Raw genomic sequence first — 25,962 nt, 5'->3', positions numbered from 1 at the left:
CAGGCGTGAAAGCGCGTGTGGGAACGATGATTTCAAGAGCGGGTTAAGAGGTATCAGCGCGTGCATTCTTGGCGATTAGCGCGTTTTCACCCTCAAGAGTTCAGGAGTTTTTCGATGTCTAGAATGTCTCGCTTACTCGTCGCAAGCACATTGGCCCTTGGTCTGGGCGTGTCTGGCGCCTTTGCCGCCACCAGTGATGCCAGTGCCAAAATGACTTGGGTCAACCCCGTCGTTAAGGATTACGGGCGGATGCACCCCGCGCCCTACGGCGCACTACAACCCAATCCCGATAAAACTTGGAAGGTGGTTTTCGACGTGAACAACGGCTCAAACGATAGTGACGGGGTGAATTCTGCGCTTTGGCATGTGGCGCGCGCGGTCAATGTCTATGCCGAAGCGGGCGTTGATCACGAGCACCGCAAATTCGCCGTCGTGTTGCATGGTGGGGCTACGAAAGACGCGCTGTCCGCCGCGGCCTATAAGGCGAAATTCGGCCATGATGACCCAAATACCAAGCTGATCAAAGAACTCGCTGCTGCGGGTGTGCATTTCTACATCTGTGGGCAGGCGCTGGCCGATAATGGCTTTACGCCAGATCAGGTCAGCAGCCATGTCGATGTCGCGCTTTCGGCACTTGCGGCTGTGCCCGTGTTGGAAAGTGAAGGATATCAACTGTTTGAAATGTAGGCGCTAAAGCGACACGCCCGGTGGCACTCCAATCGCTGGTCGCGTCGCTTAACCCTTGTCGAGAAACGCCAAGACCGAGCGCGCCGCGCGCAAGCCCGGTGCCTCGCCCCCCTCACCCAGCCGCACCATCGTCTCTTCCATCGCGGCCATCTGCTCATCGCGCGCGCCATCTTGTTCAAGCACTTCCAGCATCTTGCGCGAAATCATCCGAGGCTTGCAGTCAGGCCCCAAAAATTCCGGAATCGCGCGGGTATCGGACACCAGATTGACCAGCGTCACCGTGTCGATCTTCATCAGATGCCAGATCAGATGCCACGTAAAGAAATTCGCATCATACGCGATCACCATCGGCACCCGGTTCGCCGCCAGCTCCAGACTGACCGTGCCCGAGGCCGCAAGCGCAATGTCGGCGGCGGCAAAGGCGGCGCGCTTATCTGCAGAGTGTTCGACAACGATCGGGGCGATCGGCCAGCGCGCGCTCATCTCACGCACCATCGGCGCCACGCCATGCACCGTCGGCAGCACAACGCGCAGCCCCGGTTCGCGGTCGCGCAATTGCATCAGCGCCTCGTCAAAGCGCTTGCCCAGACGCTTGACCTCGCCTGCGCGCGAGCCGGGCAGACACAGCGCCAAGGGCTGCTCGGGGCCGATCATGTGGGTTTCGCGAAAAGCGGCGGCCTCGGCCTTATTCGCGCGCGGCTCGGCAACCACCGGATGGCCCACGAAATCGCAACTCATGCCAGCGGCCTGCATCAAGGGCGGCTCAAACGGCAGCAGGGCCAGCACGTGGTCGACCACTTGCGCCATCTTGGCCGCACGCCCCGGACGCCACGCCCAAACCGAGGGCGCAACGTAGTGGATCACCTTGAGATCAGGCAGTTTTTCACGCGCAAGCCGCGCGACGCGCAAGCAAAAATCGGGGCTGTCGATAGTAATCAGCGCGTCGGGGCGCATTTCAATCACGGCCTGCGCCGTTTGTGCGATGCGCCGCTTGAGATGGCGGTATTTCGGCAGCACCTCCATCACGCCCATGACCGACAATTCTGCCATCTCAAAGCGGCTTTGCAAGCCCTGCTCGACCATTTCCGGCCCGCCGATGCCCTGCCATTCGATCCCCGGCGCAAGCTGCGCCAAACCTGCCATCAGCGCCCCGCCCAGCTTGTCCCCCGAGGCCTCGCCTGCGATCACGAATAGCTTCATGGCGCACACGCCCAAAGAAACAGATCGGCGGCGCGCGCCGCTGCTATCACGGCCTCACGGTCAAGCAACATCACGCCGCCTGCCTCAAACGCGATGCCCGACAGGCCAGCAGCGGCGGCGTGTTGAACCGTTTGCACACCGATAGCTGGCAGATCGGCGCGGCGATCCTGTCCCGGTTTTGGTGCTTTGAAAAACACCCCCGGAACCGCGTTAAGATCATCACGCAAGCCTTTGTGAAGACGCACGAAATCCAGCATCGCATCGGTGCCCGGCAATGTCTCAACCGCCAAACACAGCCCGCCTGCCACAACTGCGCCCTGACCGATATCGGCGCGTCCCAGATCGGCGACGATTGCCGCCGCACGCTCTGCATCGGTGCGGTCGCGATCGCTGGGCGTGCCGCAGATCACGCCAGGTGCGCAGACTAGATCAGGCGCGATTTCGTGTGCGCCCACGACCTCGAAATCCCAGTCCTCGAAGATCTCGATCACCGCGCGCAGCGTCGCATCATCGCCCGCCTGCATCGCCATCGCCAAACGCGGCACAAGCTGCGCAGAGCGCGGATCGATCATCTCCATATCGACGCAGGGACGCTGCAAAGCGCCAGCAAACACCACCTGTTTGATGCCGCGATCTGCGAGCGTATCGAGAAACGGCACCAACCGCTCAATTCGAAAGCGCAGCGTGTCGGGTGTGCCAATTTCGCTGGGCGTGCCCTCCATTTCGCAGACCAACGCCCTCGGCGCGGCGCGCGCGATCAGACCGGGCAAGGCACCCTGCCCTGCGATCAGCGCGATATCAGCCCCGCCGCTCATTTATGCGGCGTCAGAAAGCTGCGATCGGACGGGCCGAGGATAAAATCCAGCACTTCGCGTGCCAAATCGCCCTTGACCTCCCCCTCGGACAAATCACGCGCCGTTTCGCGGAAATTGCCCTTGGAAAGTTCGCTGAATGTTGCGCGCAGCGCGGATAGCTCCTCGCGCGAGGTGCCCCGGCGCTTTAGCCCGACAAGGTTCAGCCCCTCAAGTCCGGCACGCGGACCCGCGACCAGCGCATGGGGGATGACATCGGCCGTTACCATCGAAAGCGCGCCGATGATCGCGCCGCGCCCGATGCGCACGAATTGATGCACGCCAGACAAACCGCCGACGATCACATCATCTTCAAGCACGCAATGCCCCGCCACCGCGACCGAATTGACCAAGATCACCCGGTCGCCAATCTGGCAGTCATGTGCGACGTGGCAGGACGACATGAACAGGCAGTCATCGCCCACCTGCGTCAGCCCGCCACCACCCTCGGTGCCCGTGTTCATCGTGACGTATTCGCGGACGCGGTTGCGCGCGCCAATTTTCAGACGGGTTTTTTCGCCCTTGAATTTAAGGTCTTGCGGGATCTGACCCAGCGAGGCGAACGGAAACACCTCCGTGCCGTCGCCAATTTCCGTGGCCCCCTGAATGACCACATGGCTGTGCAGCACGACCGCGCGCTCAAGCTTTACCTCGGGACCGATCACGCAGAACGGGCCGATCCGGCAATCGGGGCCAACCACGGCACCGTCCTCGATCACCGCAGAGGCGTGGATTTGCGCGCTGGCGTCAATGCACATGCGGCTCAGCCCTGCAGGTCCATCATCGCGGTAAACTCGGCTTCGCAGGCCAACTCTCCTTCAACCAACGCGCGGCCCTCAAATTTCCAGATCTTGCCACCACCGCGTTTGACCGTGACATGCAGCTCCAGCACGTCGCCCGGCACGACTTTGCGGCGGAATTTGCATTTGTCGATGCCCATGAAATAGGTCAGCAGATCGCGATCGACCACATTAAGCGAAATCCCAACCACAACAGCCGAGGTCTGCGCCATCGCCTCGACGATGGTGACGCCGGGCATGATCGGCATATCAGGGAAGTGGCCTTGGAAATGGGGCTCGTTGCAGGTCACATTTTTAATCCCGACGGCCCCCTTCATCGGCACGATGTCACGCACTTTGTCGATCAGCAGAAACGGGTAGCGATGGGGAATGATGCGCTTGATCAGCGACAGATCGGCTTCGGTGTAGGGGGCGGGTTCGGTCATCGCAAAAGGCTCCTTCAACTCAGACCGCATCCGGTGCGGCCCGCTCGATTGAATTGTTGCTAGCAACGGATCAGGGGCTTGGCAAGGATTGCCGGGACTAGATCAGTTCTTCGGCTTGGGCAGCGGCAGACCCAATGGCGGTGACGGATCGGGCGGATCGCCCCCGTTGAGCGCAGGATCGCCGCCGGTTTTCGCCTGTGTATTCAGGCTGTCATCGACATAAACGCCGCCCTCTTTAGTCACAACCCCATCTGCGCCATCCCCCGGCGTCGCAGTATTGGCGTCTTGGCTTTGCGCCCCGGCAACCGGCACGCTGGCTTGCACCTGCCCTGCCCCATCGCCGACCTCTGCGTCGACGCGTTCGCCAAGCAGCGCGGTCACATCCGCCGAGGAAAGCCCGCGAATAATCACACGCGAATCCAGCACAACCTCGGCATTGCGTGCGTGCAGCACCTCGTCAAGCTTGGGCATCACAGCTTGTAAAAAACCCTGCCGCTCGTTGTTGAGCTGCTGTTGAATCGCGTCGGCCTTGGATTTTTGCGCCGCACGAATGGCAGTCGCGCGTTTGTCAAACGCATCAGCTGCGGCTTGAAATGCGGCCGGGTCCATCTTGGGGCGACGATCGGTCAGATCGCGTTCCTCGGCCTCAAGTTGACTTGCGATACGGTTGTTTTCGGTGCGCAGATCATTTGAGGCGGCCTCAATTTCACGCGCAACCCGCTTGCCCCAAAGCGAACCTGTATAAAGCCGCTCCCAGTCGAGCGTCAAAACCGGGGTTTGCACGCCCGCCGGAGCGGGCGCATCGGTCGCCTGTTGCGCAAGCCCCGGCACGGCGAAACTTGTCATCACCAAAGCCAGAGCAAGCGCAGCTTTCATCCGATCAACCCAATTAGAATTGCGTAGACAAAGTCAGGTCGAAGTTCTGCGTGTTGTCGTAATCTTCTTTCTTGATCGCGCGCGAGAAATTCAGGCGCAGCGGGCCGATGCCCGAGTTCCAGAAGATCGACACGCCAACCGCAGAACGTACATTCATGGAATCGTCCACGGTAGCTGTTCCCGCTGTACTGTCGAGACCCCAGACAGAGCCCACATCCCAGAACACACCACCAGTGATGCCATATTCTTCCGGCAGACCGATCGGGAATTGCGCCTCGACTTTACCGACCCAGTAGTAGTTTCCACCGAGGGCGTCTTGGTTGGGCGCACCGAGGTCACGCGGACCGATGCCGTAGCTTTCAAAGCCGCGGATCTGGCTGCCGCTATAGCGCTGCAGGATCGTGGTGCCGCCAGAGGCATGAACCGCGCCGCCTTCAAGCGAGGCACGCAGCGTGACCTCTTCATTCATGATCTTGCGCTCACCCTGAATCTTGGCCGAGGTGATACCACCGGTAATATCGCCGCCCACGCCCCAGAAATCCTGCGAGACCGAGAACTTCATGTTGTAGCGCGGGTCAATCTGATCAATCGAGGTGTCGAACGTGTAGGTGTACCCTGGACCAGAATAGACCTGCTTGCCTTCCTCATTCTGCAACAGCAGCGAGGAATCGGTCGTGACATTGCTTAGCTCATCTTGACCAAGCTTATAACGCACTTCCAGACGGCCACGCTCGGAGACCGGGAATTCAAACGCCGGCGAAACCGACATGCGTTTCGTGTCGTAATAGGTGTTCGAGGCATCGCTCGAGGTGGCGTAATATGCCCCGAACGAGAATTTTACATTCCGACCCAAAAAGCGCGGCTCAACAAAGCGGAGGCTGGAAGAGTTGTTATCTGTCGTTGTGCCAAGCGACAGCCCCAAGAATTGCCCGCGCCCGAGGAAGTTGTTTTCTTGCAGCGAGGCGTTCAGACCGACCCCGTCGCTTGCACTGTAAGACGCGCCAAACCCAAGCGAGCCGGTGGGCTGCTCTTCGACGTTCACGCCAACCACCACCTGATCGGGAGACGAGCCCTGCTTGGTGTTAACATCGACATTCTTGAAATAGCCCGTGCCGCGAATGCGATCTGCAGCGTTTGCGATTTCACGCGGGTTATAGGCGTCGCCCTCGACGGTGCGGAATTCGCGCCGCACCACCCGGTCAAGCGTTGTGGTATTGCCCTCAATATCGATGCGCTGCACGAAGACACGCGGCCCGCGCACCAGTGCAAATGTCACGTTGACCGCTTGCGTGCGCTGATCTTCAGTGACGCGCGGCTCAACACGCACAAATTGCTGGCCGTCCTTGATCGCTTGCTGCTCCATCCGCGTTACGGCCAGTTCAATCGCTCTGGGCGAATAGGTTTGCCCGGACCCGATCTTTGTCAGCTTGTCGTATTGCGCAGCGTCTAGCCCCGGAATCTCCGAAACCGTATTGATCGCGTTGAAGTGGAATTGCTGCCCTTCAATCACGTTGAACGTCATGAAGAAAGCATCACGTTCGCGCGTCATCTGCGAAGAAACACCTGTAACTTGCACGTCTTTATAGCCACGCGCCTGATAGAAATCGGTCAGTTTTTGCTGATCGACAGGAACGCGATTGGCGCGGAATGTGTCGCTCTTGACGAAAGCACGGAAGATGCCGGCCTGTTTCGTCTCAAGCGCCTGACGCAAACGGCGATCAGAATAGGCGCGGTTGCCGGTGAAGGTAATGCGCTCGACCGAGGTGATCTTGCCTTCCTTGATCTCGAAGGCGACATCGACGCGGTTGTCCGAGCGACGGATCACCTTGGGCGTGACGCGTGCGGCCAAGCGACCATCGTCGGCGTAAGCCTGCACGATACGCTGGGCGTCAGCCTCGACTTCAGAGGGCTTGTAAACGCGGTTCGACTTGCTTTGCACCATGGTGGCCAACTGCTCATCTTTGATGATCTTGTTGCCCTCAAAGTTGATCACGCTGATCGTCGGGAATTCCTGCACCTGGATCACCAAGGTACCGCCCTGCGGCGTCAAAGACACGCTTTCGAACAGGCCCGAGCCGGAAATGCGCTGATAGGCGGCATTCAGATCCGCGGCCGAGACCGGTTGATTGCGCGCGATTCTCGCATAGGTCAGGATTGTTGCGGGCTCGATACGTTCGTTGCCCACCACCTTGACTGAAGAGAAACTATATTGCTGCGCCTGCGCCACCTGCGGCATGGCCAGCCAAGCCATTGCTACCGCTGGGAAAACCGCGCTCGCCCGGAGGGCGTTTCGCGTCGCACAGATTCTGAGCATTGATTGCAAGCCGATCGACATCGTGCCCTCCCGCCTAGTATTCACTTTTCTTTGGTAAAGTGACTACCTAAGCGGACCCGCGTTGTCAAAGTCCTGTGCCCCTCAAAGACGCAACTATTTGCGGTAGGTTACGCCAATGACACAACTGATCGAAATATCTATGGGTATTTAGATGCGGTTCAGCGATGCCGGATCAACGCCAAGCACGTCAATCAGTTGCATGCCAATCAGGCCCGCGCCCAGCAGAGCAATGATGACAGCGACGGGGATCAACAGGCGATCCGAGATGATCTCAAAGATAACGCCCATTCCGCGATAGCTTTCGGCAATCATCATAGACATAGCTCAACCCTCCGTTGGCGCAGATTTGCGCAAGCAAAGGGATACAAGCACAAGATGGCGCAATTCGGGGTCAATTGGGGCAAAATTGCGGCAGTTGCGCAATTTGCCCCCTGCATTTTCCGCCTAGCAGGTGATGTCGTTCCACAACCCGAACAACATTAGCGTCGCCACCAGCGCCAAACCGATCGACATGAACAGGTTCATCAACCGTTCCGAGGGCGGCTTGCCCGCAATCGCCTCATAGGCGTGAAACATCAGATGCCCACCATCCAGTATCGGAATCGGGAACAGGTTGAGAAACCCGACCGCCGTGGACAGCACCGCGATGAACCAGATGAATTCGACGGGGCCAGATTTTGCCGCCGCCGCCGAGGTTTCCGCAATACGCAACGCGCCCGACAGGTTGCACGACGAAATCTGCTGCGCAATCATCGCTTTAATGCCTGAAACCGATTGCGCGACGATACCGTAGGTCGATTTCACCGCGCCCGTAAGCGCATCCACCGGACCCACCGAGACCGTTATCGGGGTGAACATGTAACTGCCCGTGGCGCCGATCAACAACCGCGTTTCAAACCCGCCTTCCCCATTGGGAAGATCGGTGCGACGCGGCACCAGCGTGACGTCGAACTCTTTGGGCGCGCCATCCTTTTCAGGCCGCCAGATCGACAGTGCCATTGGTGCGCCTTCGCCCGCCTTCACTGCGTCTTGCAACTCGGAAAAGCGCCAGATCGGAGTGCCATCAATCGCGGTGATCACATCGCCTCCGCGCAGGCCCGCATCATAGGCCGCAGATCCCGGCGAAACGCCCGTAAAGCGCGCGGGAAACAGCTGTGGGCCGCTCACATCAAGCGTTTTTCCTGCGCGTTCAACGGTGTAGGTCAGCGTTGGCCCGGCAGGCACCTTGTCACTCACGTCACCCAAAGCGGCGTAATCTGTAATTTCCACGCCGTTGACGGCCACGATCTTGTCGCCATGTTGCAACCCGCCCGGCCCTTGCGGCAGCGCTACGATCGTGTCGATATCGGGCGTGTCGGTCGCCTGCCCGCTCCACATTGAAAGCCCGGTGATGATCGCAATCGACAAGAGAAAGTTGAACACCGGCCCCGCCACCACGGTCGCCGCACGCGCCCAAAGGGGGGCGCCGTGCATGGTGTGACGTCGCTCTGCCTCGCTAAGCTGCGCCATCTCTTCTTCATCCGCGCCAGCCGAAGCCGCATTCGCATCGCCCAAAAACTTCACATACCCGCCCAGCGGGATCGCCGCGATTTGCCAGCGCGTGCCATGTTTATCAACGCGGCTCAGCAGCTTGGGGCCAAAACCTAAGGAGAACACCTCGGCTTTGATGCCCGACCAGCGCCCGACGATGTAATGGCCAAACTCATGGACTGCCACGATGATCGACAGCGCGATCACGAAAGCCACGATGGTATAAAGCAGATTGCCGAACTGGGGCAGAAGTTCCAAAACTCAAATCCTTCTTTGATCGCAAAGCGCGAAAGCCAATCGGCGCGCCTCGCCATCGGTGTGCAGCACGTTATCAAGACTAATGGCGGCATTTCCAAGGCCCTGACGCGCGTTCATTTCCGTCAAAACCTGTTCTACGATGCGGCTCATATCGAGAAAACCGATCCGCCCCGCGATGAACAGGTCCAGCGCAGCCTCCTTGGAAGCGTTAAACGCAGCCCCCGCCAACCCGCCAACGTCCATGACCTCGCGCGCAAGGCGCAATGCAGGGTAGCGCACGGGATCGGGGGCGCGAAAGTCTAGCTGGCCAATCTTGGCCAGATCGAGGCGTTCCACCGGCAGCTCACGCCGCGCGGGCCAGTTCAGCGCATAGCCAATCGCGTGGCGCATGTCGGGCACGCCCATATGCGCCATCAACCCGCCATCGTTGAACCCCACTAGGGCATGAATGATGGATTGCGGATGCACGACGACCTCAATTCGATCCGGAGCGATGGCGAAAAATTCTTTCGCCTCAATAACTTCCAAAGCCTTGTTAAACATAGAGGCTGAATCAATCGTGATCCGCTGACCCATGTCCCAATTGGGGTGGCTTGAGGCCTGCGCGACCGTTGCAGATGCCAGCTTCTCCATCGGCCAGTCGCGAAACGCACCACCCGAGGCGGTGATAATGATACGCTCGACCGCCGCCATATCCTCGCCCACGAGGCCCTGAAAAATCGCGGAATGTTCGCTGTCTACGGGCAAGATCGTGGCGCCATGCGCGCGCGCCTCGCCCAGCAGCAACGGGCCAGCCGTGACCAGCGATTCCTTGTTGGCCAGCGCCAGCGTGCGCCCCTGCGAAAGTGCCGCAAACCCCGGAGCCAACCCCGCCGCCCCAACAATCGCCGACATTACCCAATCGGCGGGGCGATGCGCGGCCTCAATCAGCGCCTCGGGGCCTGCGGCCACCGCGATACCGCTGCCCGCAAGTGCGTCGACCAGATCAGCGTAGCACTCGTGATAGGCGGTCACGGCGATCTCGGCACGTAGCGCGCACGCCATCTCGGCCAGCCGTTTGATATTGCGCCCGCCGGTCAGCGCGACCGTGTGAAACGCCTCTGGCCCGCCTTGGCGCATCAGCAAATCAAACGTGCTTTCGCCGATCGAGCCCGTCGCCCCGAAAATCGAAATCCTGCGCATCGTTTAGCCTTCCGTCAGCGGCAGCGGCATCACTTGCGACAGCAAAATCAGGAAAACTACCGCCCCCAGCAGCGCATCAAAGCGATCCAGCACGCCGCCATGTCCGGGGATCAGCGCAGAGCTATCCTTAACCCCGACCGAGCGCTTAAGCGCACTTTCCACGATATCGCCCATCTGCCCGGCAAAGGCGAGCAGAGGCGAGATCCAGATCAGCGAGGTCGCACCGCCAAACTGCACGAAAATCACCCCGACAAGGGCCGCGCCAACCCAGCCCGCAACCGTGCCCGACCATGTTTTTTTCGGCGAAACCTTAGGCCAGAATTTCGGCCCTCCCAGCATCCGCCCCACGAAATACCCAGCAACATCAGAAACAACGACGATCACGACGATCCAAAAGATAACGCTAAGCCCCGCGCCTTCGCGCAACGCCACCAGCCCATAGCCCGTAAGCATAATTGCAAGCCCATAGGCCGCGCCAACCAGACGCCGCCCCCGTGCGATGAACGCTGCAAGGATCGGTACGATCAGTAAATAGATCAGCCCTATCGGGCTATGCAGCCAGAAAACCAGCACCAGCACCGCCGCCGCGACGATCGCCAGCCCGACAGCATTGCCCGCGCGATTGGGCGCAACCATCATCATCAATTCCCAGACCATCAGCGCGCTAACCAGCACCGCAAGACCGGCAAAAACCGGCCCACCAAGCCAGATCGCCAGCACGCCCACGACAATCATCGCCACGCCCGAGGCGGCACGCGGAACGAGATCGCCCCATTTGCCGCCAATCTTTGGCGCGCTCACGATTTAACCCCGCCAAAGCGGCGCTCGCGACCGCTGAACCGCGCGAGAATATCGGTGAGTTCTTCAACCGTAAAATCAGGCCAAAGCGTATCGGTGAACTCATATTCGGCATAGGCCGCCTGCCAAGACAGAAAGTTCGAAATCCGCGTCTCGCCCGAGGTGCGGATCACCAGATCGGGGTCGGGCATGCCCACCGTATCAAGGCGCGCAGCCAGTGCCGCGTCGTCAATATCCTCGACCGAGAGACGTCCCTCTGCACAATCGAGCGCCAGCTGGGCGGCAGCGCGGCGCAACTCATCGCGCCCGCCGTAATTGATCGCGACAGCCAAGGTCAGACGTGTGTTGCCCTTGGTGCGCGCCTCGATCGCGTCCATCGTTTCGCGCAACGCTGGATCAAGACGCGAGCGATCCCCGATGAAGCGCAGATTGACCCCTTCGGTGGCCAGCGCATCCGCCTCACGCCGGATCATGAAGCGAAACATCTTCATCAGACCCAGCACTTCGATCAAGGACCGCTTCCAGTTTTCGGTCGAAAACGCATAGATCGTCATATAGCGAATGCCCAGATCCGGAGCCTCGCGCACGATTTTCTTGATCTGCTCGGCGCCTTTGCGATGGCCCGCAAGACGCGGCCAGCCGCGCTTTTTGGCCCAACGCCCATTGCCATCCATAATGATCGCGACATGGCGCACGCCATAATCGGTCAATTCGGGTTGCGCGGGCGTCTTTGCCGTCTTTTTATCTTGCAGCGCCATGGGTGGGGTTCTTTCGCCTCAGACCTGCATGATTTCGGCTTGCTTGGCCTCAAGCGTTTTATCCACCAGCGCAGTATGAGCATCCGTCAGCTCTTGCACGGCGTTTTCCCAGAACTTGACGTCATCCTCGGACATGCCGTTGCCCTTGGCCTTCTTGATCTGATCCATCCCGTCACGGCGCACATTGCGGATCGCGACGCGCGCGCTTTCGGCGTATTGGGCGGCGACCTTGGTCAGCTCGCGGCGACGTTCCTCGTTCAACTCGGGGATCGGCAGCATGATGATCGTGCCGTTGGTCTGCGGGTTGATGCCCAGCCCGCTTTCGCGGATCGCTTTTTCAACCTTGTTAACCAAGCCCTTGTCCCAGACATTGACGGTGACCATGCGCGGTTCGGGGACGTTCACGGTGCCGACCTGATTGATCGGGGTCATCGTACCATAGGCGTCCACCATCACCGGCTCTACCATCGTGGCCGATGCCCGACCGGTGCGCAGCGATGCAAGTTCATGTTTCAGCGACGTCATGGCACCCTTCATGCGGTGCTCAAGGTCATCGGTGTCGATCTCAATCTCGTCGGACATTGTTCAATTTTTCCGTCTTTGTTGCGGCCTCGGGCTTTGGTTTAGCGCAGTGGCGAGGCGAAAGATAGCATTTGCGTGCCCCTTAGCCCTGCACAAGCGTGTAGGTGCCCTGCCCCGCAAGGATGCCACGAAAGCCGCCCGGCTCATCAAGAGAGAACACGATGATCGGCTTGTTATTGTCGCGCGCCAAAGCAATCGCCGAGGCATCCATGACGCCCAGATTCTTTTGCAGCACGACATCGTAGCTGACCGTGTCATAGCGCGTGGCATCGTCAAATTTCATCGGGTCTTTGTCGTAAACACCGTCAACCTTGGTACCCTTAAAGATTGCTTCGCAATTCATCTCATTGGCGCGCAGGGTCGCGGCGGTGTCGGTGGTGAAATACGGGTTGCCGGTGCCGGCCGCAAAAATACAGATCCGCTGCTTTTCAAGGTGGCGCACGGCACGGCGGCGAATGTAGGGCTCGCAAACCTCATCCATCGGGATCGCGCTGATGACGCGGGTGTGCAGCCCCAACGCCTCTAGCTGGGCTTGCATGCCAAGCGCGTTCATCACCGTCGCCAACATGCCCATGTAATCGGCCGTCGTGCGTTCCATCCCTTGGGCGGAGCCCGCCAGCCCGCGGAAAATGTTACCGCCGCCAATCACCATGCAAATCTCGACGCCCAGATCATGGACCGATTTGACCTCTTGGGCGATGCGCGCGACGGTCGGGGGGTGCAGGCCATACCCCTGATCGCCCATCAGGGCCTCGCCCGAGATTTTTAAAAGGACACGTTTGTATTTCGGTTTTGAATGGGTCTCGTCGTTCATGGTGTGTCCCCTCAGGTCAGACGGTTGTCATCGGCGCGCAAAATGTCGCAAATGGGGGCCGGGTTCAACCTCTCGTACCGAGGGATCGCACCCGTTTTACTCTTGTGCTCTTGTGATCGGCTGTAACAACGTGCCTAACCTGCCTGAAATCGCTTCGAATACCCCTGTTTTGATCGCCGGACCGACTGCCAGCGGCAAATCCGCGCTGGCCTTGGAAATCGCACAATCAGCGGGGGGCGTGGTGGTCAACGCCGATGCGCTGCAGGTCTGGTCGTGCTGGCGGGTGCTGTCGGCGCGCCCCTCTGTGGCGGAAGAGGTAAGCGCGCCCCATCGTCTTTACGGTCACATCGCGCCGGGGGCTGAGTATTCGGTGGGCCATTGGCTCAAAGAGGTGGCCGCGATCTTAGCCGATCACGCCAAGGGTGGCCCACGCCCGATCATCGTGGGCGGCACGGGGCTGTATTTTACCGCGCTGACCCAAGGTTTGGCGCAAATCCCCCCCACGCCACCCGCCATCCGTGCGCAGGCCAACGCGCGGCGCAGCCAAGATGGTCATGGTGCGATGCTGGCAGAGCTGGACGCGGCGACGCGCGCGCAAATTGATGCGCAAAACCCGATGCGTGTGCAGCGCGCTTGGGAGGTGATGCGCGCCACGGGCGAAGGTTTGGCAAGCTGGCAGGCGCGCACCCCCGCTCCACTTTTGGCGTTAGATGATTGTGTGCCCCTTCTGCTCGAGGCCGACCGCGACTGGCTAGCAGATCGCATCGACAGGCGGTTTGATGTGATGCTGGAACAGGGCGCTTTGGATGAGGTCGCCGCAATCGCCCCGATCTGGCAGCCCGAGGCGCTGTGGGCGCGCGCGATCGGGGCCCCGGAATTGATCGCCTATCTGCGCGATGAGATTGATTTGCCCGAAGCGCGCAGCCGCGCACAGGCAGCTTCTCGCCAATATGCCAAGCGCCAACGCACTTGGTTTCGTGCTCGTATGAAAGCATGGCACAAGATCGCGTGTGCGTGACCGCGCCGCCACAGCGCTAAGGGCGTAATGTTGAAAAACGATTGGTTGAACGCGGGTTACGCAGTATTCTGCACGCATTCGGCCATTCGAAAGATCGCAAAAGTGAAACTTTTCTCCACACCGCCGCTGTCGCAGTTTTCGCAATCCAAGCCTCGCCTGCCGGCGGTTTCAACCGGTGATGTCGGTGCCAGCTTGCCAAGCGCGCCCTCGGCCGCGCGCATCAGCCAGATCAGCCGTCTCGCCAAAGCCGGGCGTTGGCGGGTGGAGGCCATGCGCGCGCTCTCCGAGCCGTGCCTTTTGTGGTTCACGCGCGGTCAGGGCCGCATCACTTTGGGCGGCGTGACCCGCGGATATGGCCCCAACAACGTGATTTTTATTCCTGCCGGGGTGATGCATTCCTATGAGTTGGGTTCGCAACCGCAAGGTCAGGTCGTGCATTTTGGGCGCGACAGCGATCTTGTGTTGCCCCATTCCGTGCAGCATTTGCGGGTGCGCGATGCGATTTCACAGGGTGAGGTTAGCTCTGTTCTAGAGGCGGTGCAGCGCGAATTGGACAGCGACCGTCCGGCTGCGGATCGCGCCTTGCATCACCAACTTGGCCTGCTCAGCGTGTGGCTGGAGCGCCAGATTGCCAGCAACCAGACCGCCGCGATCCAAACCTCAGGCGCGCGTCGACTGGTGTCGCGCTACACAACGCTGGTTGAGCGCGATTTTCGCTCGGGTGTTGGCGTGGGCGACATGGCCGATGAGTTGGGCGTGACGGTAACGCATCTGACGCGCGCATGTCGTGAAAGCTGCAACAAAGGCGCATCCGAGATGTTGCAGGAACGCCGGCTGTATGCAGCACGCGAATTGCTGCGCGATACCAAAATTCCGGTGAAAGAGATCGCGGCGAGCCTTGGCTATACCAGCCCGGCCTATTTCACCCGCGCCTTCCACGCCAAGACCGGTAAGACGCCGATTGATTTTCGTCGCACCGGCTAAGGACGCCGCGTCACCGCTTGGACCAAGGCCGCGACTGACAATTGCGCGCCGCTACGCCCTTTTTAGCTTTAGGCCTACGCGCCGACCGATCTGCCGACCGTTCTATTGCGCCGCGAGTACCGGTGCCAAATCCACCGAGATGTCCAGCGTTGCGCGACCTGGCAGGTTGAACGCGGCGACGGAGCCGATCAAGCGCGCGCTTTCTCCTAACATCGAACGGCTGGCGGTCGTGGTGCGATCAAACATCGCCGCGCTGCGTTGGGTAGCCTGATCAAGCTGGTGCACTGCGCAGTTGATCTCTGAAATTCCACTCGCCTGTTCGCCAGAGGACACGGCGATGGCGCTGACCCTATCGTGAATTTCACGCACGGACGTCACGATGCGCCCCAGCGCCTCGCCGGTTTGGTCAACCAAAGCCACACCAGATTTCACCTGTGCATCCGAAGACGCAGTGAGTTGCGAAATTTCCTTGGCCGCATCCGAGGAGCGTAGCGCAAGCGCGCGCACCTCAGAGGCGACAACAGCAAAGCCACGACCGGCCTCACCCGCGCGCGCAGCCTCAACCCCTGCATTCAGAGCCAGCAGATTGGTTTGAAACGCGATGTCGTCGATCACCGAAGTGATGCGCGATATCGACTTGGCCGAGCTTTCGATCCCCGCCATCGCAGAGACCGCATTTTTCACGATCTGCGCGCCGTTTTCGGCATATCCGCGCGCCTCATTGGCCAACGAACGCGCAGATTGTGCCCCCTCTGCCGCCGATTGCACCGACACGGTCAACTCGTTCAGCGCCGCCGCCGTCTGTTCCAGCGCTGCGGCATTGCGTTCGGTCTGCTGGCCTAGCTCGTCAGCCGAAGAGGCAATAGATTGTGCCTCGGTATCAATATGCTGCGCGCCCTGCTTGATTTCGCTGAGCGAGCGGGCAAGCTGGGCGACAGCCGCGTTGAAATCAAGGCGCAGCTGTTCGTATTCGCCCGGCAATACCTCATCTAGGGTGCTGGCCAGATTGCCATGAGCCAACGCATTCAGCCCTGCGGCCAAGACCGACACGATGCGGGCCTGCTCCTCAAGCTGGTGTCGGGCGACGTCTTCACGCTCGCGCAGCGCAGCTTGCTCTTCGGCCTCGACCTTATGGCGCAACGCTTCGGCCTCTTGTTCGACAGCAGCTTGACTCGCCGCAGCCTTTTCTGCTTTAGCTTGGCGCGTTTTTTCGGCCTGACGAGCGTTTTCCTCCTCAAGACGCAGTGCGTCTTGCATCTGTGCGTTCTTTTCCAAATTCTCCGCAAAACCCGTTAAGGCGCGCGCCATTTCACCTAGCTCGTCTTGGCGATGCGTCCCCTCGACCTTGGTGGAAATATCACCTTGCGAGATCGCTTGCGTCGCGGCGGCCAGCCCCGAAATCGGGCGCACGATTGCCTGGCCCAAACGCCATGCAATCAGCGCAGAAATCACAAAAGACACCGCCGCGAGCGCAAGCGATATTTTTGTCATCATGGAATTGAGAGCGGTGACCTGCGTGGCCGGAGCGGCCATCGAGAACACACCGACCACGTCGTTGCTATAGTCGCGAACGACAAAGGCGCGCAAAAAGTTTTGCGCCCCGGCAAACTCGACATTGCCATCTAGCGTGCCGCCATCGTGCAGGCCTGCAAGCTGCGTTGCACTTAGGAACGGCGCGCTGCCCCCCGTCTTCGCCAACACCTTCGCGGGGCCTTGCGCTTGATAGGCATAGTATTCGTATTGCACGCCTGTGGTCTTGGTGAGTTGATCCAGCAAGCTTTGCCCGACATTCAACCCAACCTCGACCGAGCCGACTTGGACGCCATCATGAAACACCGGCGCAACACCGCGCGCGCCAATCCCGGCCTTCCCTGATTCAAGCGCCATGACGGGCGTGCCAGTCGCATTCACATCAACCACGGTTTTGCGAAAGGCAGACAGGTCATCGCCGCGTTTTCCAAGGTTGTGGATGCGGATCAGCGAGGTCGCGGGGGCGGTGTGAAACTGCAATTGCGCCATCCCGGTTTCATCGCGCAGAACCGGCCAGTTTTCCGCCCATATCGCCGCAAGCGCGCTATCATCACGCGCCGCCAATTCCCCCTGAACCAGCGGCAACCCCGCAATCAGTTTGGCACGATCAAGCGCCTCGCGTTCTGCAGATGCGATCTTGTCCTTAAGCTGATCTGCGGCGCTGTTCATCAGGTTGGCGCGCGTCATTTCATCAACCTTGCCACGCATCCAGAATACCCCGACCTCCATCAACCCGCAGGCAAGAAGAGCGACGAATATCGGCAGAATCAGGATCTGGCGGCGAAGGCGCATGACTTGGCTCCGATGAACGCGATATCATCGGGATAGGGGCAATTCGCTAAGATCGGGTTTACGCGATCTTGGTGCCGCAAGCAGCAATCGTCCCTGCCTAGGATGCGACGGGCGAGGCGCAACGCCCCGCCCGAATTGGTTAACCGGACTTAAGCAGACATGTCCAAGACGATCCGCCCGTCAATTTTACCCGCGATCATCTTGTCAAAGATGTCATTGATATCATCGAGTTTGCCGGGTGCCGTATGGGCGTGCACCAGCCCAAGTGCCGCAAATTCAAGGCTTTCCTTCAGATCCAGGCGTGTACCTACAATCGAGCCGCGCACCGTGATCCCTTCAAGCACCATATCAAATATCGGCAGCGGGAAATCACCCGGCGGCAAGCCGTTCATAGCGATCGTGCCGCCACGCCGCGCCATTTTGAGAGCCTGCGCAAACGCAATCGGTGAAACGGCGGTGACGAGAACGCCATGCGCGCCGCCGATCTCTTTGCGCAAATATGTGCCCGGATCGGTTTCCATCGCGTTAACGGTCACTTCGGCACCCAGCTCTCGCGCCAGTTTCAGCTTGGCAGGATCGACATCAACGGCAGCCACATGCAGCCCCATCGCACGCGCATATTGCACCGCCATATGGCCCAAGCCGCCAATCCCCGAGATCGCTACCCAGTCGCCGGGTTTGGCCTCGGTCATTTTGAGACCCTTATAGACCGTCACGCCAGCGCACAGCACTGGGGCGACTTCGATAAAACTTACGTTGTCAGGAAGATGGCCGACGAAGTTCGGATCGGCAATCGCGTAATCGGCAAAGCCGCCATTGACAGAATAACCGGTATTCTGCTGGCTTTCACACAGCGTTTCCCAGCCGCCAAGGCAATGCTCGCAATGTCCGCAAGCTGTGTAAAGCCACGGCACGCCGACGCGGTCGCCCTCTTTGACGTGGGTCACGCCTGCACCTACGCCCGAGACATATCCCACGCCCTCATGGCCGGGAATGAAGGGCGGGTTGGGTTTGACGGGCCAGTCACCATGGGCGGCATGCAGATCGGTGTGGCAGACACCGCAGGCCTCGATCTTGACCTGAATTTCGCCGGGGCCGGGTTCGGGAACGGGGGCGTCCTCAATCACAAGAGGTTTGCCAAACGCGCGCACAACGGCGGCTTTCATCATCTTTGCCATCAGTTTGTCCTTTCATATTTGGGGGAGGTCGAAACTCATACAGACGCGGGCCTGCGACACAGCGCGTCGCAAGGCAGAAAAACCGGGGAAATTTGGGGAAATTTAGCCAAAGTGACAGGCAGCGAGGGTTTCCCCTCACCACCTGCCGGGGAGGATTAGAAGAACCCGAGTTTGTTCGGGTTGTAGCTGACCAGCATGTTTTTCGTCTGCTGGTAGTGATCAAGCATCATCTTGTGGTTTTCGCGACCGATGCCCGATTGCTTGTAGCCCCCAAACGCAGCATGCGCCGGATAGGCGTGGTAGTTGTTGACCCAGACCCGACCGGCCTCAATCGCGCGGCCAAAGCGGTAGCAGGTGTTGGTATCACGCGACCAAACGCCCGCGCCCAAGCCATACATCGTGTCATTGGCGATCTCGAGCGCCTCGGCCTCGTCTTTAAACGTGGTGACCGACACGACGGGGCCAAAGATTTCTTCTTGGAAGACCCGCATCTTGTTGTGGCCTTTCAGGATCGTGGGCTGGATGTAATAGCCGTTGGACAGCTCGCCGTTAAAGCGCGCAGCCGCACCGCCTGTCAGCACCTCGGCCCCCTCTTCGCGACCGATTGTCAGGTAAGAGAGGATCTTGTCTTGCTGCTGCTGGCTGGCTTGGGCCCCGACCATCGTTTCCATCAAACGCGGATCACCCTGTTTGATCGCCTCGACGCGGGCAATGCAGCGCTCCATGAAGGCTTCATAGATGTCTTCCTGGATCAGCGCGCGGCTAGGGCAGGTGCAGACTTCGCCTTGGTTAAAGGCAAACAGAACAAAGCCCTCAATCGCCTTATCTAGGAAGGCGTCATCCTTGGCCATCACATCTGAGAAGAAGATGTTGGGCGATTTGCCACCCAGTTCCAGCGTGACCGGGATCAGGTTTTCGGTCGCCGCCTGCATGATCTTGCGCCCGGTGACGGTAGACCCGGTAAAGGCGATCTTGGCGATGCGCTTTGAGCTGGCAAGAGCGGCCCCGACTTCGGCACCGTAGCCGTTGACAATATTAAGCGTACCGGCGGGCAGAATATCCGCGACCAGCTCGGCCAGAACCAGAATGGCAGCCGGGGTTTGCTCGGCCGGTTTCATCACGATGCAGTTGCCTGCGGCCAGTGCGGGGGCCAGTTTCCACGCCGCCATCAGGATCGAGAAGTTCCACGGGATGATCTGGCCGACAACGCCCAGCGGCTCGTGGAAGTGATAGGCGACGGTGTCTTCGTCGATCTGCGACATCGTGCCTTCCTGGCTGCGCAGCACGCCTGCGAAGTAGCGGAAGTGGTCGATTGCCAGCGGAATATCGGCCAGCGTCGTTTCGCGGATCGGCTTGCCGTTGTCCCAAGTCTCTGCGGCTGCGAGCAGGTCAAGATTTTCCTCAAGACGGTCGGCGACTTTCAAGATGATGTTGGAGCGCTCTGCCGCCGAGGTCTTGCCCCAAGCGTCTTTGGCGGCGTGCGCTGCATCTAACGCCAGTTCGATATCGGCCTCGGTCGAATGGGCGACTTCGCAAACCTTACCGCCAGTGATCGGGGTGATGTTGTCGAAGTATTTGCCCCCCACCGGCTCGACGAACTTGCCGCCGATGAAGTTGCCGTAACGCTCGCGGAATGGCGATGTCATTACGCCTTTGAATTCTGCTGCCATGTCATTGGCCATCTGTCTTCCTCCCGAAAATTCTCCGCTCACTCCTCATGACGAGCGGCATGGGAAAAGGATGGCCATACTACCTCTGCTTGCATAGCCGCCCTGCGCAGGAGGAATGCCTGATATGTCTCAGACGCGAGACAGGTGCAGGTGCAGAAAGCGGGAAATCGGTCACAGACGCGTGATTTCGCCAATGCAGCAAAGGCAAAATGCGAAACGGGCGACCCTAACTGAGTCGCCCGCCTGATAGATTCGCATCACCCAGAGAGGGGGCGATTATTTCTCGACTGTAGCCGAGGCGATGTAGTCGGGATCTTCGACCAGACCGTTTTTCGCCGCATCGCCCTTTTTGATCTTATCGACCACATCCATGCCCGAGATCACATGTCCCACCACGGTATATTGCCCGTCAAGGTTGGGCGCAGGTGCGAACATGATGAAGAACTGCGAGTTGGCGGAATTCGGGTCAGACGAGCGCGCCATGCCGACAATGCCGCGCTGGAACGAGCGGTTCGAAAATTCAGCCGGCAGATCGGGCAGATCGGAACCGCCCATTCCCGCCATCGAGGTATCGCCACCCTTCTTGCCAAACTGCACATCGCCCGTTTGCGCCATGAAGCCGTCGATCACGCGGTGAAACACCACGCCATCATATTTGCCGTCTTTGGCCAGAGTCTCAAGACGCTCGACCGCTTTGGGGGCAACGTCTGGCAGCAGGTCGATCACGACCTTGCCCGTTGTGGAGCCGCCAATTTCCAGCACCAGTTTCGGACCGCCTGTATCGGCCACACCCGAGCTGTCACTATCGGCAAAGGCCGCAGGTGCTGCAAACGCGAGCGCTGCGGCCAGAACGGTGCGGCGGGTGAAATTACGCATCCGCAGCCACCTTGACCGAGATCATGCGATCGGGGCTTTGCGGCGGTTCGCCGCGCGCGATCTTGTCGACATGCTCCAAGCCCGAAATCACCCGGCCATAAACGGTATATTGCCCGTTCAGGAAGTGATTGTCCGAGAAGTTGATGAAGAACTGTGAGTTGGCCGAGTTCGGATTGGCCGAACGTGCAGCGCCCAGCGTGCCGCGATCATGGGGCAACTTGGAGAACTCTGCCGGGACATCGGGATATTGCGACGCGCCAGTGCCCGCACGGCCCGGATTATAGTCTTTTTCCATATTGGCATTGGCGACATCGCCGGTCTGCGCCATAAAACCGTCAATCACGCGGTGGAAGGCCACGTTGTCATAGGCGCCATCGCGCGCGAGTTGCTTCATGCGCTCGGCATGTTTGGGGGCGACATCTGCAAGCAACTCGATCACTACGGGACCGTCTTTCAACTCGATGATGATGGTGTTTTCGGGATCTTTGATCTCGGCCATGAAAAACCTCCTTTGGCAATTGGCGCGACCATAGGGGGGCGAGCGGGTCACTCGCAAGGGCAAAGCGGCGCAATTGAGCGACATAGCGTTGACCTTGGTGCCCCATATCGGCAAGTTTGCGCGAGCGCACAGCCGCGTGATAAACGCATCGCGATCCAGCGACGAATGGGAGAAATTTTTTATGGCTTGGAAAACCCTCGACGAGGTCGATCTTGCGGGCAAGATCGTTATGGTGCGCGTCGATATCAATGTGCCGGTCGAAAATGGTAAAGTGACCGATGCCACGCGCATCGAAAAGATCGTGCCCACGGTGCGCGACATTCTGGAAAAAGGCGGCAAGCCTGTGCTGCTCGCGCATTTCGGTCGCCCCAAAGGGCAGATCGTTCCCGAGCTAAGCTTGAAACAACTCGTGCCCGCGCTGCAAACGGCGCTGGGTGTACCGGTGAAATTCGCCGAGGATTGCATCGGCGGGCCAGCCAAACGCGCAGTCGCTGCGTTGCAGCCCGGCGAAGTGCTGCTGCTGGAAAACACCCGCTTTCACGCGGGCGAGGAAACGAATGACCCGCAACTGGCGGCCTCAATGGGGGCGTTGGGCGAGATTTACGTCAATGACGCGTTCTCGGCAGCCCACCGCGCGCATGCCTCGACTGAGGGCATCACCCATGTGCTACCCTCTGTCGCAGGTCGCTTGATGGAGGCCGAGTTGAAGGCGCTCAATGCCGCCCTTGGCAATCCCGATCGCCCGGTGACAGCCGTGGTCGGCGGGGCGAAGGTGTCGACCAAGCTCGATCTGCTGGGCAATCTGGTGGCCAAGGTCAATCATCTAGTGATCGGCGGCGGCATGGCCAATACGTTCCTTGTGGCGCAGGGCATTGATGTCGGCAAATCGCTGGCCGAACACGACATGGCCGACACCGCGCGCGCGATCTTGGACAAGGCCAGCGCGTCGGGCTGCACGATCCATTTACCCGTGGATGTGGTTGTGGCGCGTGAATTCAAAGCGGGGGCCGAGAATGAAACCGTCGCCAATGACGCCTGTCCTTCGGACGCGATGATTCTGGATGCCGGACCGCAATCGGTGGCCGCGATCATCAAGGTTTTCGAGGGCAGCAAGACGCTGATCTGGAACGGCCCGCTTGGCGCATTCGAGATCGCGCCGTTTGATGCCGCAACGAACGCCGCCGCCGCCAAAGCCGCCGAGTTGACGCGCGAGGGCAAGTTGGTTTCCGTGGCAGGCGGCGGTGATACTGTTGCGGCCCTTAACAAGGCCGATGCCGCCAAGGATTTCACCTATATCTCGACCGCAGGCGGAGCCTTTCTTGAATGGATGGAAGGCAAGGAACTGCCCGGCGTCGCCGCCTTGGAGCGCAGTTAACATGAGCGGCCCGCGCGGTTGGGCGCTGGTGACCGGGGCCTCGTCTGGTATCGGTCGCGAACTGGCGCGCTGCGCGGGGGCCGATGGCTATAACCTGATCCTCTCGGGGCGCAATACCGCCGCGCTTGAGGATCTGGCACGCGAGATCGGCGCGGCTTCGGGGGTAAATGCGCGCCCCTGCCCCGCCGATCTGTCACAGCCCGGCGCTGCGCATGATTTGTGGACGCGTGCACAAGCTTTGGCGGATGGCCCGATTCATGTGCTGGTGAATAACGCAGGTCTTGGAAGTCACGGCCAGTTTGCCAGCACTCCGGCGGGCGATGCGCGCGAAGATGAGGTAATCGCGGTCAATATCACCGCTGCGACGCAGTTGATGCGCCATGCAATTGAAGAAATGCGCCCGCGCGGCGCGGGGAGGATCTTGAACGTGGCCTCGGCTGCCGCGTTCATGCCAGGGCCGAATATGGCGGTCTATCACGCCTCCAAAGCCTACTTCCTGTCGCTCAGTGAGGCGGTCGCAAGCGAGTTGTCAAACACGAACATTACGATCACCGCGCTGTGCCCCGGCGCCACGCGCACCGCCTTTTTTGAGCGCGCCCAAACCGGCACCACATGGCTGATGAAACTCGCCCCGATGCCCACCGCGCAAAGCGTGGCGCGCACGGGCTGGAAGGGTTGCATGAAGGGGCGGCGCATCACCGTGACGGGGCTGGACAACAAGATATTTACCTTTATGCCCCGACTGGCCCCACGCGCCCTTGTGAGTGCGCTAACCGGCTGGTTCTTGCGCCGCGCAGGCTAAAAAGCGCGCCCCTGCCCGACTGTTAGCGTCACCAGCGTTGCATTGCCAAAGCGTCAAGCCTATCCCTTCCTAGACCCATTTCTACGAGGAGGCACTGGCCCATGGCGAACGCTCAACAAACCGCGAAAATGCGCGAAGGCAACGGCTTTATCGCGGCTCTTGATCAGTCGGGCGGCTCCACGCCGAAGGCGCTGGGGCTGTATGGCATCAAAGAAGACGCCTATAGCTCTGAAGCTGAAATGTTTGATTTGATCCACCAGATGCGCACCCGCATCATCAAATCGCCCGCCTTCTCGGGGGGGAAAGTCGTCGGCGCGATCTTGTTTGAACAAACGATGGATCGCGATGTCGATGGCACGCCGACCGCCACCTACCTGTGGGAAAGCTGCAATGTTGTGCCCTTCCTCAAGATCGACAAAGGACTAGAGGCCGAGGCCAATGGCGTGCAATTGATGAAGCCGATCCCGGGCCTTGACGACCTGCTGAGCCGCGCCGTGAAAGCGGGCATTTTCGGCACCAAGGAACGCTCGGTCATTTCGGCGGCCAATGCGCAAGGGATCAAGGCAATCGTCGATCAGCAATTCGAACTTGGCGCGCAGGTGATCAGCCACGGGCTGATGCCGATCCTTGAGCCCGAGGTCACGATCTCGATCAAGGATAAGGCCGAGGCCGAAGACATACTGCTGGCCCAAATCCTGCGCCATCTCGACGCGCTGCCCGAGGGCCAGCAGGTGATGCTCAAGTTGACGCTGCCGAGCAAAGCCAACCTCTATAAGCCGCTGGTCGATCACCCCAAGGTGCTGAAAGTGGTAGCGCTGTCGGGCGGCTATCCGCGTGCCGAGGCAAATGCGAAACTTGCGCAAAACACCGGCATGATCGCGTCCTTCTCGCGCGCGCTGACCGAAGGTCTGAGCGCTCAGCAATCGGATGCCGAATTCGATGCGATGCTGGGGGACGCTATCACCTCGATCCACGCAGCCTCTGTTGCAGGCTAAAGCGGGCTAAGACGTCTGGGCCAAGCCAATTGGCCCGGACGTCGCTTAGCGGCCTTGAGCGATCACTTGGGGCGTGCATGGGCGCATCAACATAAGGTCGCCCGTATAGCGAGGGCGCTTTTTAGCCCGCGTCGTCCAACAAGTCTGCAAACAGCGCGGTTTGCTTGATCATCTTGGCTTGCAGCGCCTTCATCAAATCTTCGGGGCGCAACATCCCGCCATTCCAAGTCGCGATCTGATCCAATCCATCATTCACCCCATGATCGCGCGCATAGGTGAGCGCGTTTTTGGTGCCCGCAATGGCCAGCGGGGATTTCGCCGCAATCTCGCGCGCCATCGCAAGGGCGGCTTCGATTGTGGCCTCGCGGTCTGGATGGATCGCATTCACAAGGCCCCAGCCCTTGGCTTCATCCGCGCTGAATCGCCGCCCCGTATAGGCCAGTTCACGCACGATACCGGGCGCGATCAGCTTGGGCAGGCGTTGCAATGTGCCAACATCTGCAGTCATGCCGATGTGGATTTCTTCGATCCCAAAGGCGGTTTCGGTGCTGGCGATGCGAATGTCGCAGGCAGTGATCAGGTCAATTCCGCCACCCAGACAGACGCCATGCACGGCGGCGATGACAGGCACGCGCATCTCTTCAAGGCTGCTCAGCGAGGCTTGGAATTTGCGCACCAGATCGCGCAATGCATAGGCGCCGCGCCCCGGCTCGGACTGCATCAAACCGGTGATGCCATTAAACACCGCCAGATCCATCCCCGAGGTGAAATGGCGCCCGCGTCCCGACAGCACAACACAGCGCACCGCCGGATCTGCGTCCAAGGCGGCGGCAATGCGCGGCAGATCCGCCCAGAAATCGGGCGTCATGCTGTTGGCCTTGTCGGGATTGTTCATCTCAAGATGGGCGACGCCATCATTGATGGTGAGCGCGAAGTAGGTTGACGAAAAACTGTCGGTCATGGCTGCCTCATGCGGGTTAAGGGCGCGTTGCATCCTTGCTAGCATTGCCTACCGGGTCTCGGAAACGGGTTTGCGCGTCTGGCGTGCAAAACGTCACGGCACTTTTTCGTGGCTCGGCGCGATGATTGGGCGCTGTGTGCGAGGCTCCAACGTGGTGATCTTGCTGCCGGGTTGGTTCCAGCGGCG

General features: G+C 59.9%; 25 protein-coding genes. 6 read left to right on the top strand and 19 right to left on the bottom strand.

The window, feature by feature from the left end; translation table 11 throughout:
- The first annotated feature begins 114 nt into the window (after positions 1–114).
- Positions 115–687 (top strand): DsrE family protein, encoded by a 573-nt coding sequence (locus tag ACN0SD_RS07665; RefSeq protein WP_417807638.1) that lies wholly within the window; start codon positions 115–117, stop codon positions 685–687.
- A 48-nt stretch (positions 688–735) separates the two neighbouring features.
- Here ACN0SD_RS07665 and lpxB read toward each other — a convergent pair whose 3' ends face one another.
- The 13 genes from lpxB to pyrH all read right to left on the bottom strand — a co-directional run bounded on the left by lpxB (position 736) and on the right by pyrH (position 13,096).
- Complete coding sequence (gene lpxB / locus ACN0SD_RS07660) at positions 736–1,887, bottom strand: lipid-A-disaccharide synthase (protein ID WP_417807637.1); 1,152 nt, start codon at positions 1,885–1,887, stop codon at positions 736–738.
- Entirely contained in the window at positions 1,884–2,702 is an 819-nt protein-coding gene (locus ACN0SD_RS07655) for an LpxI family protein (RefSeq protein WP_417807636.1), read from the bottom strand. The genes lpxB and ACN0SD_RS07655 overlap by 4 nt, the downstream gene beginning before the upstream one ends.
- Positions 2,699–3,496 carry an acyl-ACP--UDP-N-acetylglucosamine O-acyltransferase gene (gene lpxA / locus ACN0SD_RS07650; RefSeq protein ID WP_417807635.1) on the bottom strand — a complete coding sequence of 266 codons (798 nt, stop codon included), beginning with the start codon at positions 3,494–3,496 and terminating at the stop codon, positions 2,699–2,701. Before lpxA ends, ACN0SD_RS07655 begins: the two co-directional genes overlap by 4 nt.
- A gap of 5 nt (positions 3,497–3,501) precedes the next feature.
- Positions 3,502–3,963 carry a 3-hydroxyacyl-ACP dehydratase FabZ gene (fabZ, locus tag ACN0SD_RS07645; RefSeq protein WP_417807634.1) on the bottom strand — a complete coding sequence of 154 codons (462 nt, stop codon included), beginning with the start codon at positions 3,961–3,963 and terminating at the stop codon, positions 3,502–3,504.
- Positions 3,964–4,065: 102 nt separating this feature from the next.
- A complete protein-coding gene (locus ACN0SD_RS07640; protein ID WP_417807633.1) occupies positions 4,066–4,839 on the bottom strand; it encodes an OmpH family outer membrane protein in 774 nt (257 codons plus the stop codon).
- A 13-nt stretch (positions 4,840–4,852) separates the two neighbouring features.
- The gene (bamA, locus tag ACN0SD_RS07635) at positions 4,853–7,090 is read right to left on the bottom strand and encodes an outer membrane protein assembly factor BamA (RefSeq protein ID WP_417807632.1); all 2,238 of its coding nucleotides are present in this window, start codon (positions 7,088–7,090) and stop codon (positions 4,853–4,855) included.
- 231 nt (positions 7,091–7,321) lie between these two features.
- Complete coding sequence (locus ACN0SD_RS07630) at positions 7,322–7,495, bottom strand: hypothetical protein (protein ID WP_417807631.1); 174 nt, start codon at positions 7,493–7,495, stop codon at positions 7,322–7,324.
- Positions 7,496–7,618: 123 nt separating this feature from the next.
- A complete protein-coding gene (rseP, locus tag ACN0SD_RS07625; RefSeq protein WP_417807630.1) occupies positions 7,619–8,962 on the bottom strand; it encodes an RIP metalloprotease RseP in 1,344 nt (447 codons plus the stop codon).
- Between the two features lie 3 nt (positions 8,963–8,965).
- Positions 8,966–10,144, bottom strand: coding sequence for a 1-deoxy-D-xylulose-5-phosphate reductoisomerase (dxr, locus tag ACN0SD_RS07620; RefSeq protein ID WP_417807629.1), 1,179 nt, complete (start codon positions 10,142–10,144; stop codon positions 8,966–8,968).
- A 3-nt stretch (positions 10,145–10,147) separates the two neighbouring features.
- Complete coding sequence (locus ACN0SD_RS07615; protein ID WP_417807628.1) at positions 10,148–10,945, bottom strand: phosphatidate cytidylyltransferase; 798 nt, start codon at positions 10,943–10,945, stop codon at positions 10,148–10,150.
- Entirely contained in the window at positions 10,942–11,700 is a 759-nt protein-coding gene (uppS, locus tag ACN0SD_RS07610) for a polyprenyl diphosphate synthase (RefSeq protein ID WP_417807627.1), read from the bottom strand. Before uppS ends, ACN0SD_RS07615 begins: the two co-directional genes overlap by 4 nt.
- Before the next feature lie 18 nt (positions 11,701–11,718).
- Entirely contained in the window at positions 11,719–12,282 is a 564-nt protein-coding gene (gene frr, locus ACN0SD_RS07605) for a ribosome recycling factor (RefSeq protein WP_417807626.1), read from the bottom strand.
- 82 nt (positions 12,283–12,364) lie between these two features.
- A complete protein-coding gene (gene pyrH, locus ACN0SD_RS07600) occupies positions 12,365–13,096 on the bottom strand; it encodes a UMP kinase (protein ID WP_417807625.1) in 732 nt (243 codons plus the stop codon).
- A 112-nt stretch (positions 13,097–13,208) separates the two neighbouring features.
- Here pyrH and miaA point away from each other — a divergent pair, with 112 nt between their 5' ends.
- The gene (miaA, locus tag ACN0SD_RS07595) at positions 13,209–14,114 is read left to right on the top strand and encodes a tRNA (adenosine(37)-N6)-dimethylallyltransferase MiaA (protein ID WP_417807624.1); all 906 of its coding nucleotides are present in this window, start codon (positions 13,209–13,211) and stop codon (positions 14,112–14,114) included.
- 102 nt (positions 14,115–14,216) lie between these two features.
- On the top strand, positions 14,217–15,098 hold the full coding sequence (locus ACN0SD_RS07590) for an AraC family transcriptional regulator (protein ID WP_417807623.1): 882 nt from the start codon (positions 14,217–14,219) through the stop codon (positions 15,096–15,098).
- Between the two features lie 102 nt (positions 15,099–15,200).
- Here the strand turns inward: ACN0SD_RS07590 and ACN0SD_RS07585 are convergent, their stop codons facing one another.
- The 5 genes from ACN0SD_RS07585 to ACN0SD_RS07565 all read right to left on the bottom strand — a co-directional run bounded on the left by ACN0SD_RS07585 (position 15,201) and on the right by ACN0SD_RS07565 (position 21,643).
- On the bottom strand, positions 15,201–17,420 hold the full coding sequence (locus tag ACN0SD_RS07585) for a methyl-accepting chemotaxis protein (RefSeq protein ID WP_417807622.1): 2,220 nt from the start codon (positions 17,418–17,420) through the stop codon (positions 15,201–15,203).
- A gap of 149 nt (positions 17,421–17,569) precedes the next feature.
- A complete protein-coding gene (adhP, locus tag ACN0SD_RS07580) occupies positions 17,570–18,598 on the bottom strand; it encodes an alcohol dehydrogenase AdhP (protein WP_417807621.1) in 1,029 nt (342 codons plus the stop codon).
- Positions 18,599–18,753: 155 nt separating this feature from the next.
- A complete protein-coding gene (gene adh / locus ACN0SD_RS07575; protein ID WP_417807620.1) occupies positions 18,754–20,280 on the bottom strand; it encodes an aldehyde dehydrogenase in 1,527 nt (508 codons plus the stop codon).
- 264 nt (positions 20,281–20,544) lie between these two features.
- Positions 20,545–21,144 (bottom strand): peptidylprolyl isomerase, encoded by a 600-nt coding sequence (locus ACN0SD_RS07570; RefSeq protein WP_417807619.1) that lies wholly within the window; start codon positions 21,142–21,144, stop codon positions 20,545–20,547.
- Positions 21,137–21,643: a peptidylprolyl isomerase gene (locus ACN0SD_RS07565; RefSeq protein WP_417807618.1), complete on the bottom strand. Its 507-nt coding sequence runs from the start codon at positions 21,641–21,643 to the stop codon at positions 21,137–21,139. The genes ACN0SD_RS07570 and ACN0SD_RS07565 overlap by 8 nt, the downstream gene beginning before the upstream one ends.
- Before the next feature lie 181 nt (positions 21,644–21,824).
- Between ACN0SD_RS07565 and ACN0SD_RS07560 the strand changes: the two genes are divergently transcribed.
- From ACN0SD_RS07560 to ACN0SD_RS07550, 3 genes are all read left to right on the top strand, one after another.
- Positions 21,825–23,018, top strand: a complete 1,194-nt coding sequence (locus tag ACN0SD_RS07560; protein WP_417807617.1) for a phosphoglycerate kinase — start codon at positions 21,825–21,827, stop codon at positions 23,016–23,018.
- Between the two features lies 1 nt (position 23,019).
- Entirely contained in the window at positions 23,020–23,820 is an 801-nt protein-coding gene (locus ACN0SD_RS07555) for an SDR family NAD(P)-dependent oxidoreductase (RefSeq protein WP_417807616.1), read from the top strand.
- A 101-nt stretch (positions 23,821–23,921) separates the two neighbouring features.
- Positions 23,922–24,815 (top strand): fructose bisphosphate aldolase, encoded by an 894-nt coding sequence (locus ACN0SD_RS07550; protein WP_417807615.1) that lies wholly within the window; start codon positions 23,922–23,924, stop codon positions 24,813–24,815.
- Positions 24,816–24,936: 121 nt separating this feature from the next.
- Here the strand turns inward: ACN0SD_RS07550 and ACN0SD_RS07545 are convergent, their stop codons facing one another.
- Positions 24,937–25,776, bottom strand: a complete 840-nt coding sequence (locus ACN0SD_RS07545; protein ID WP_417807614.1) for a crotonase/enoyl-CoA hydratase family protein — start codon at positions 25,774–25,776, stop codon at positions 24,937–24,939.
- Between the last annotated feature and the right edge of the window lie 186 nt (positions 25,777–25,962).

The sequence above is a fragment of the Thioclava sp. genome, from assembly GCF_048263065.1.
Classification (GTDB): domain Bacteria; phylum Pseudomonadota; class Alphaproteobacteria; order Rhodobacterales; family Rhodobacteraceae; genus Thioclava.
This window is presented reverse-complemented; position numbering and strand designations above follow the sequence as displayed.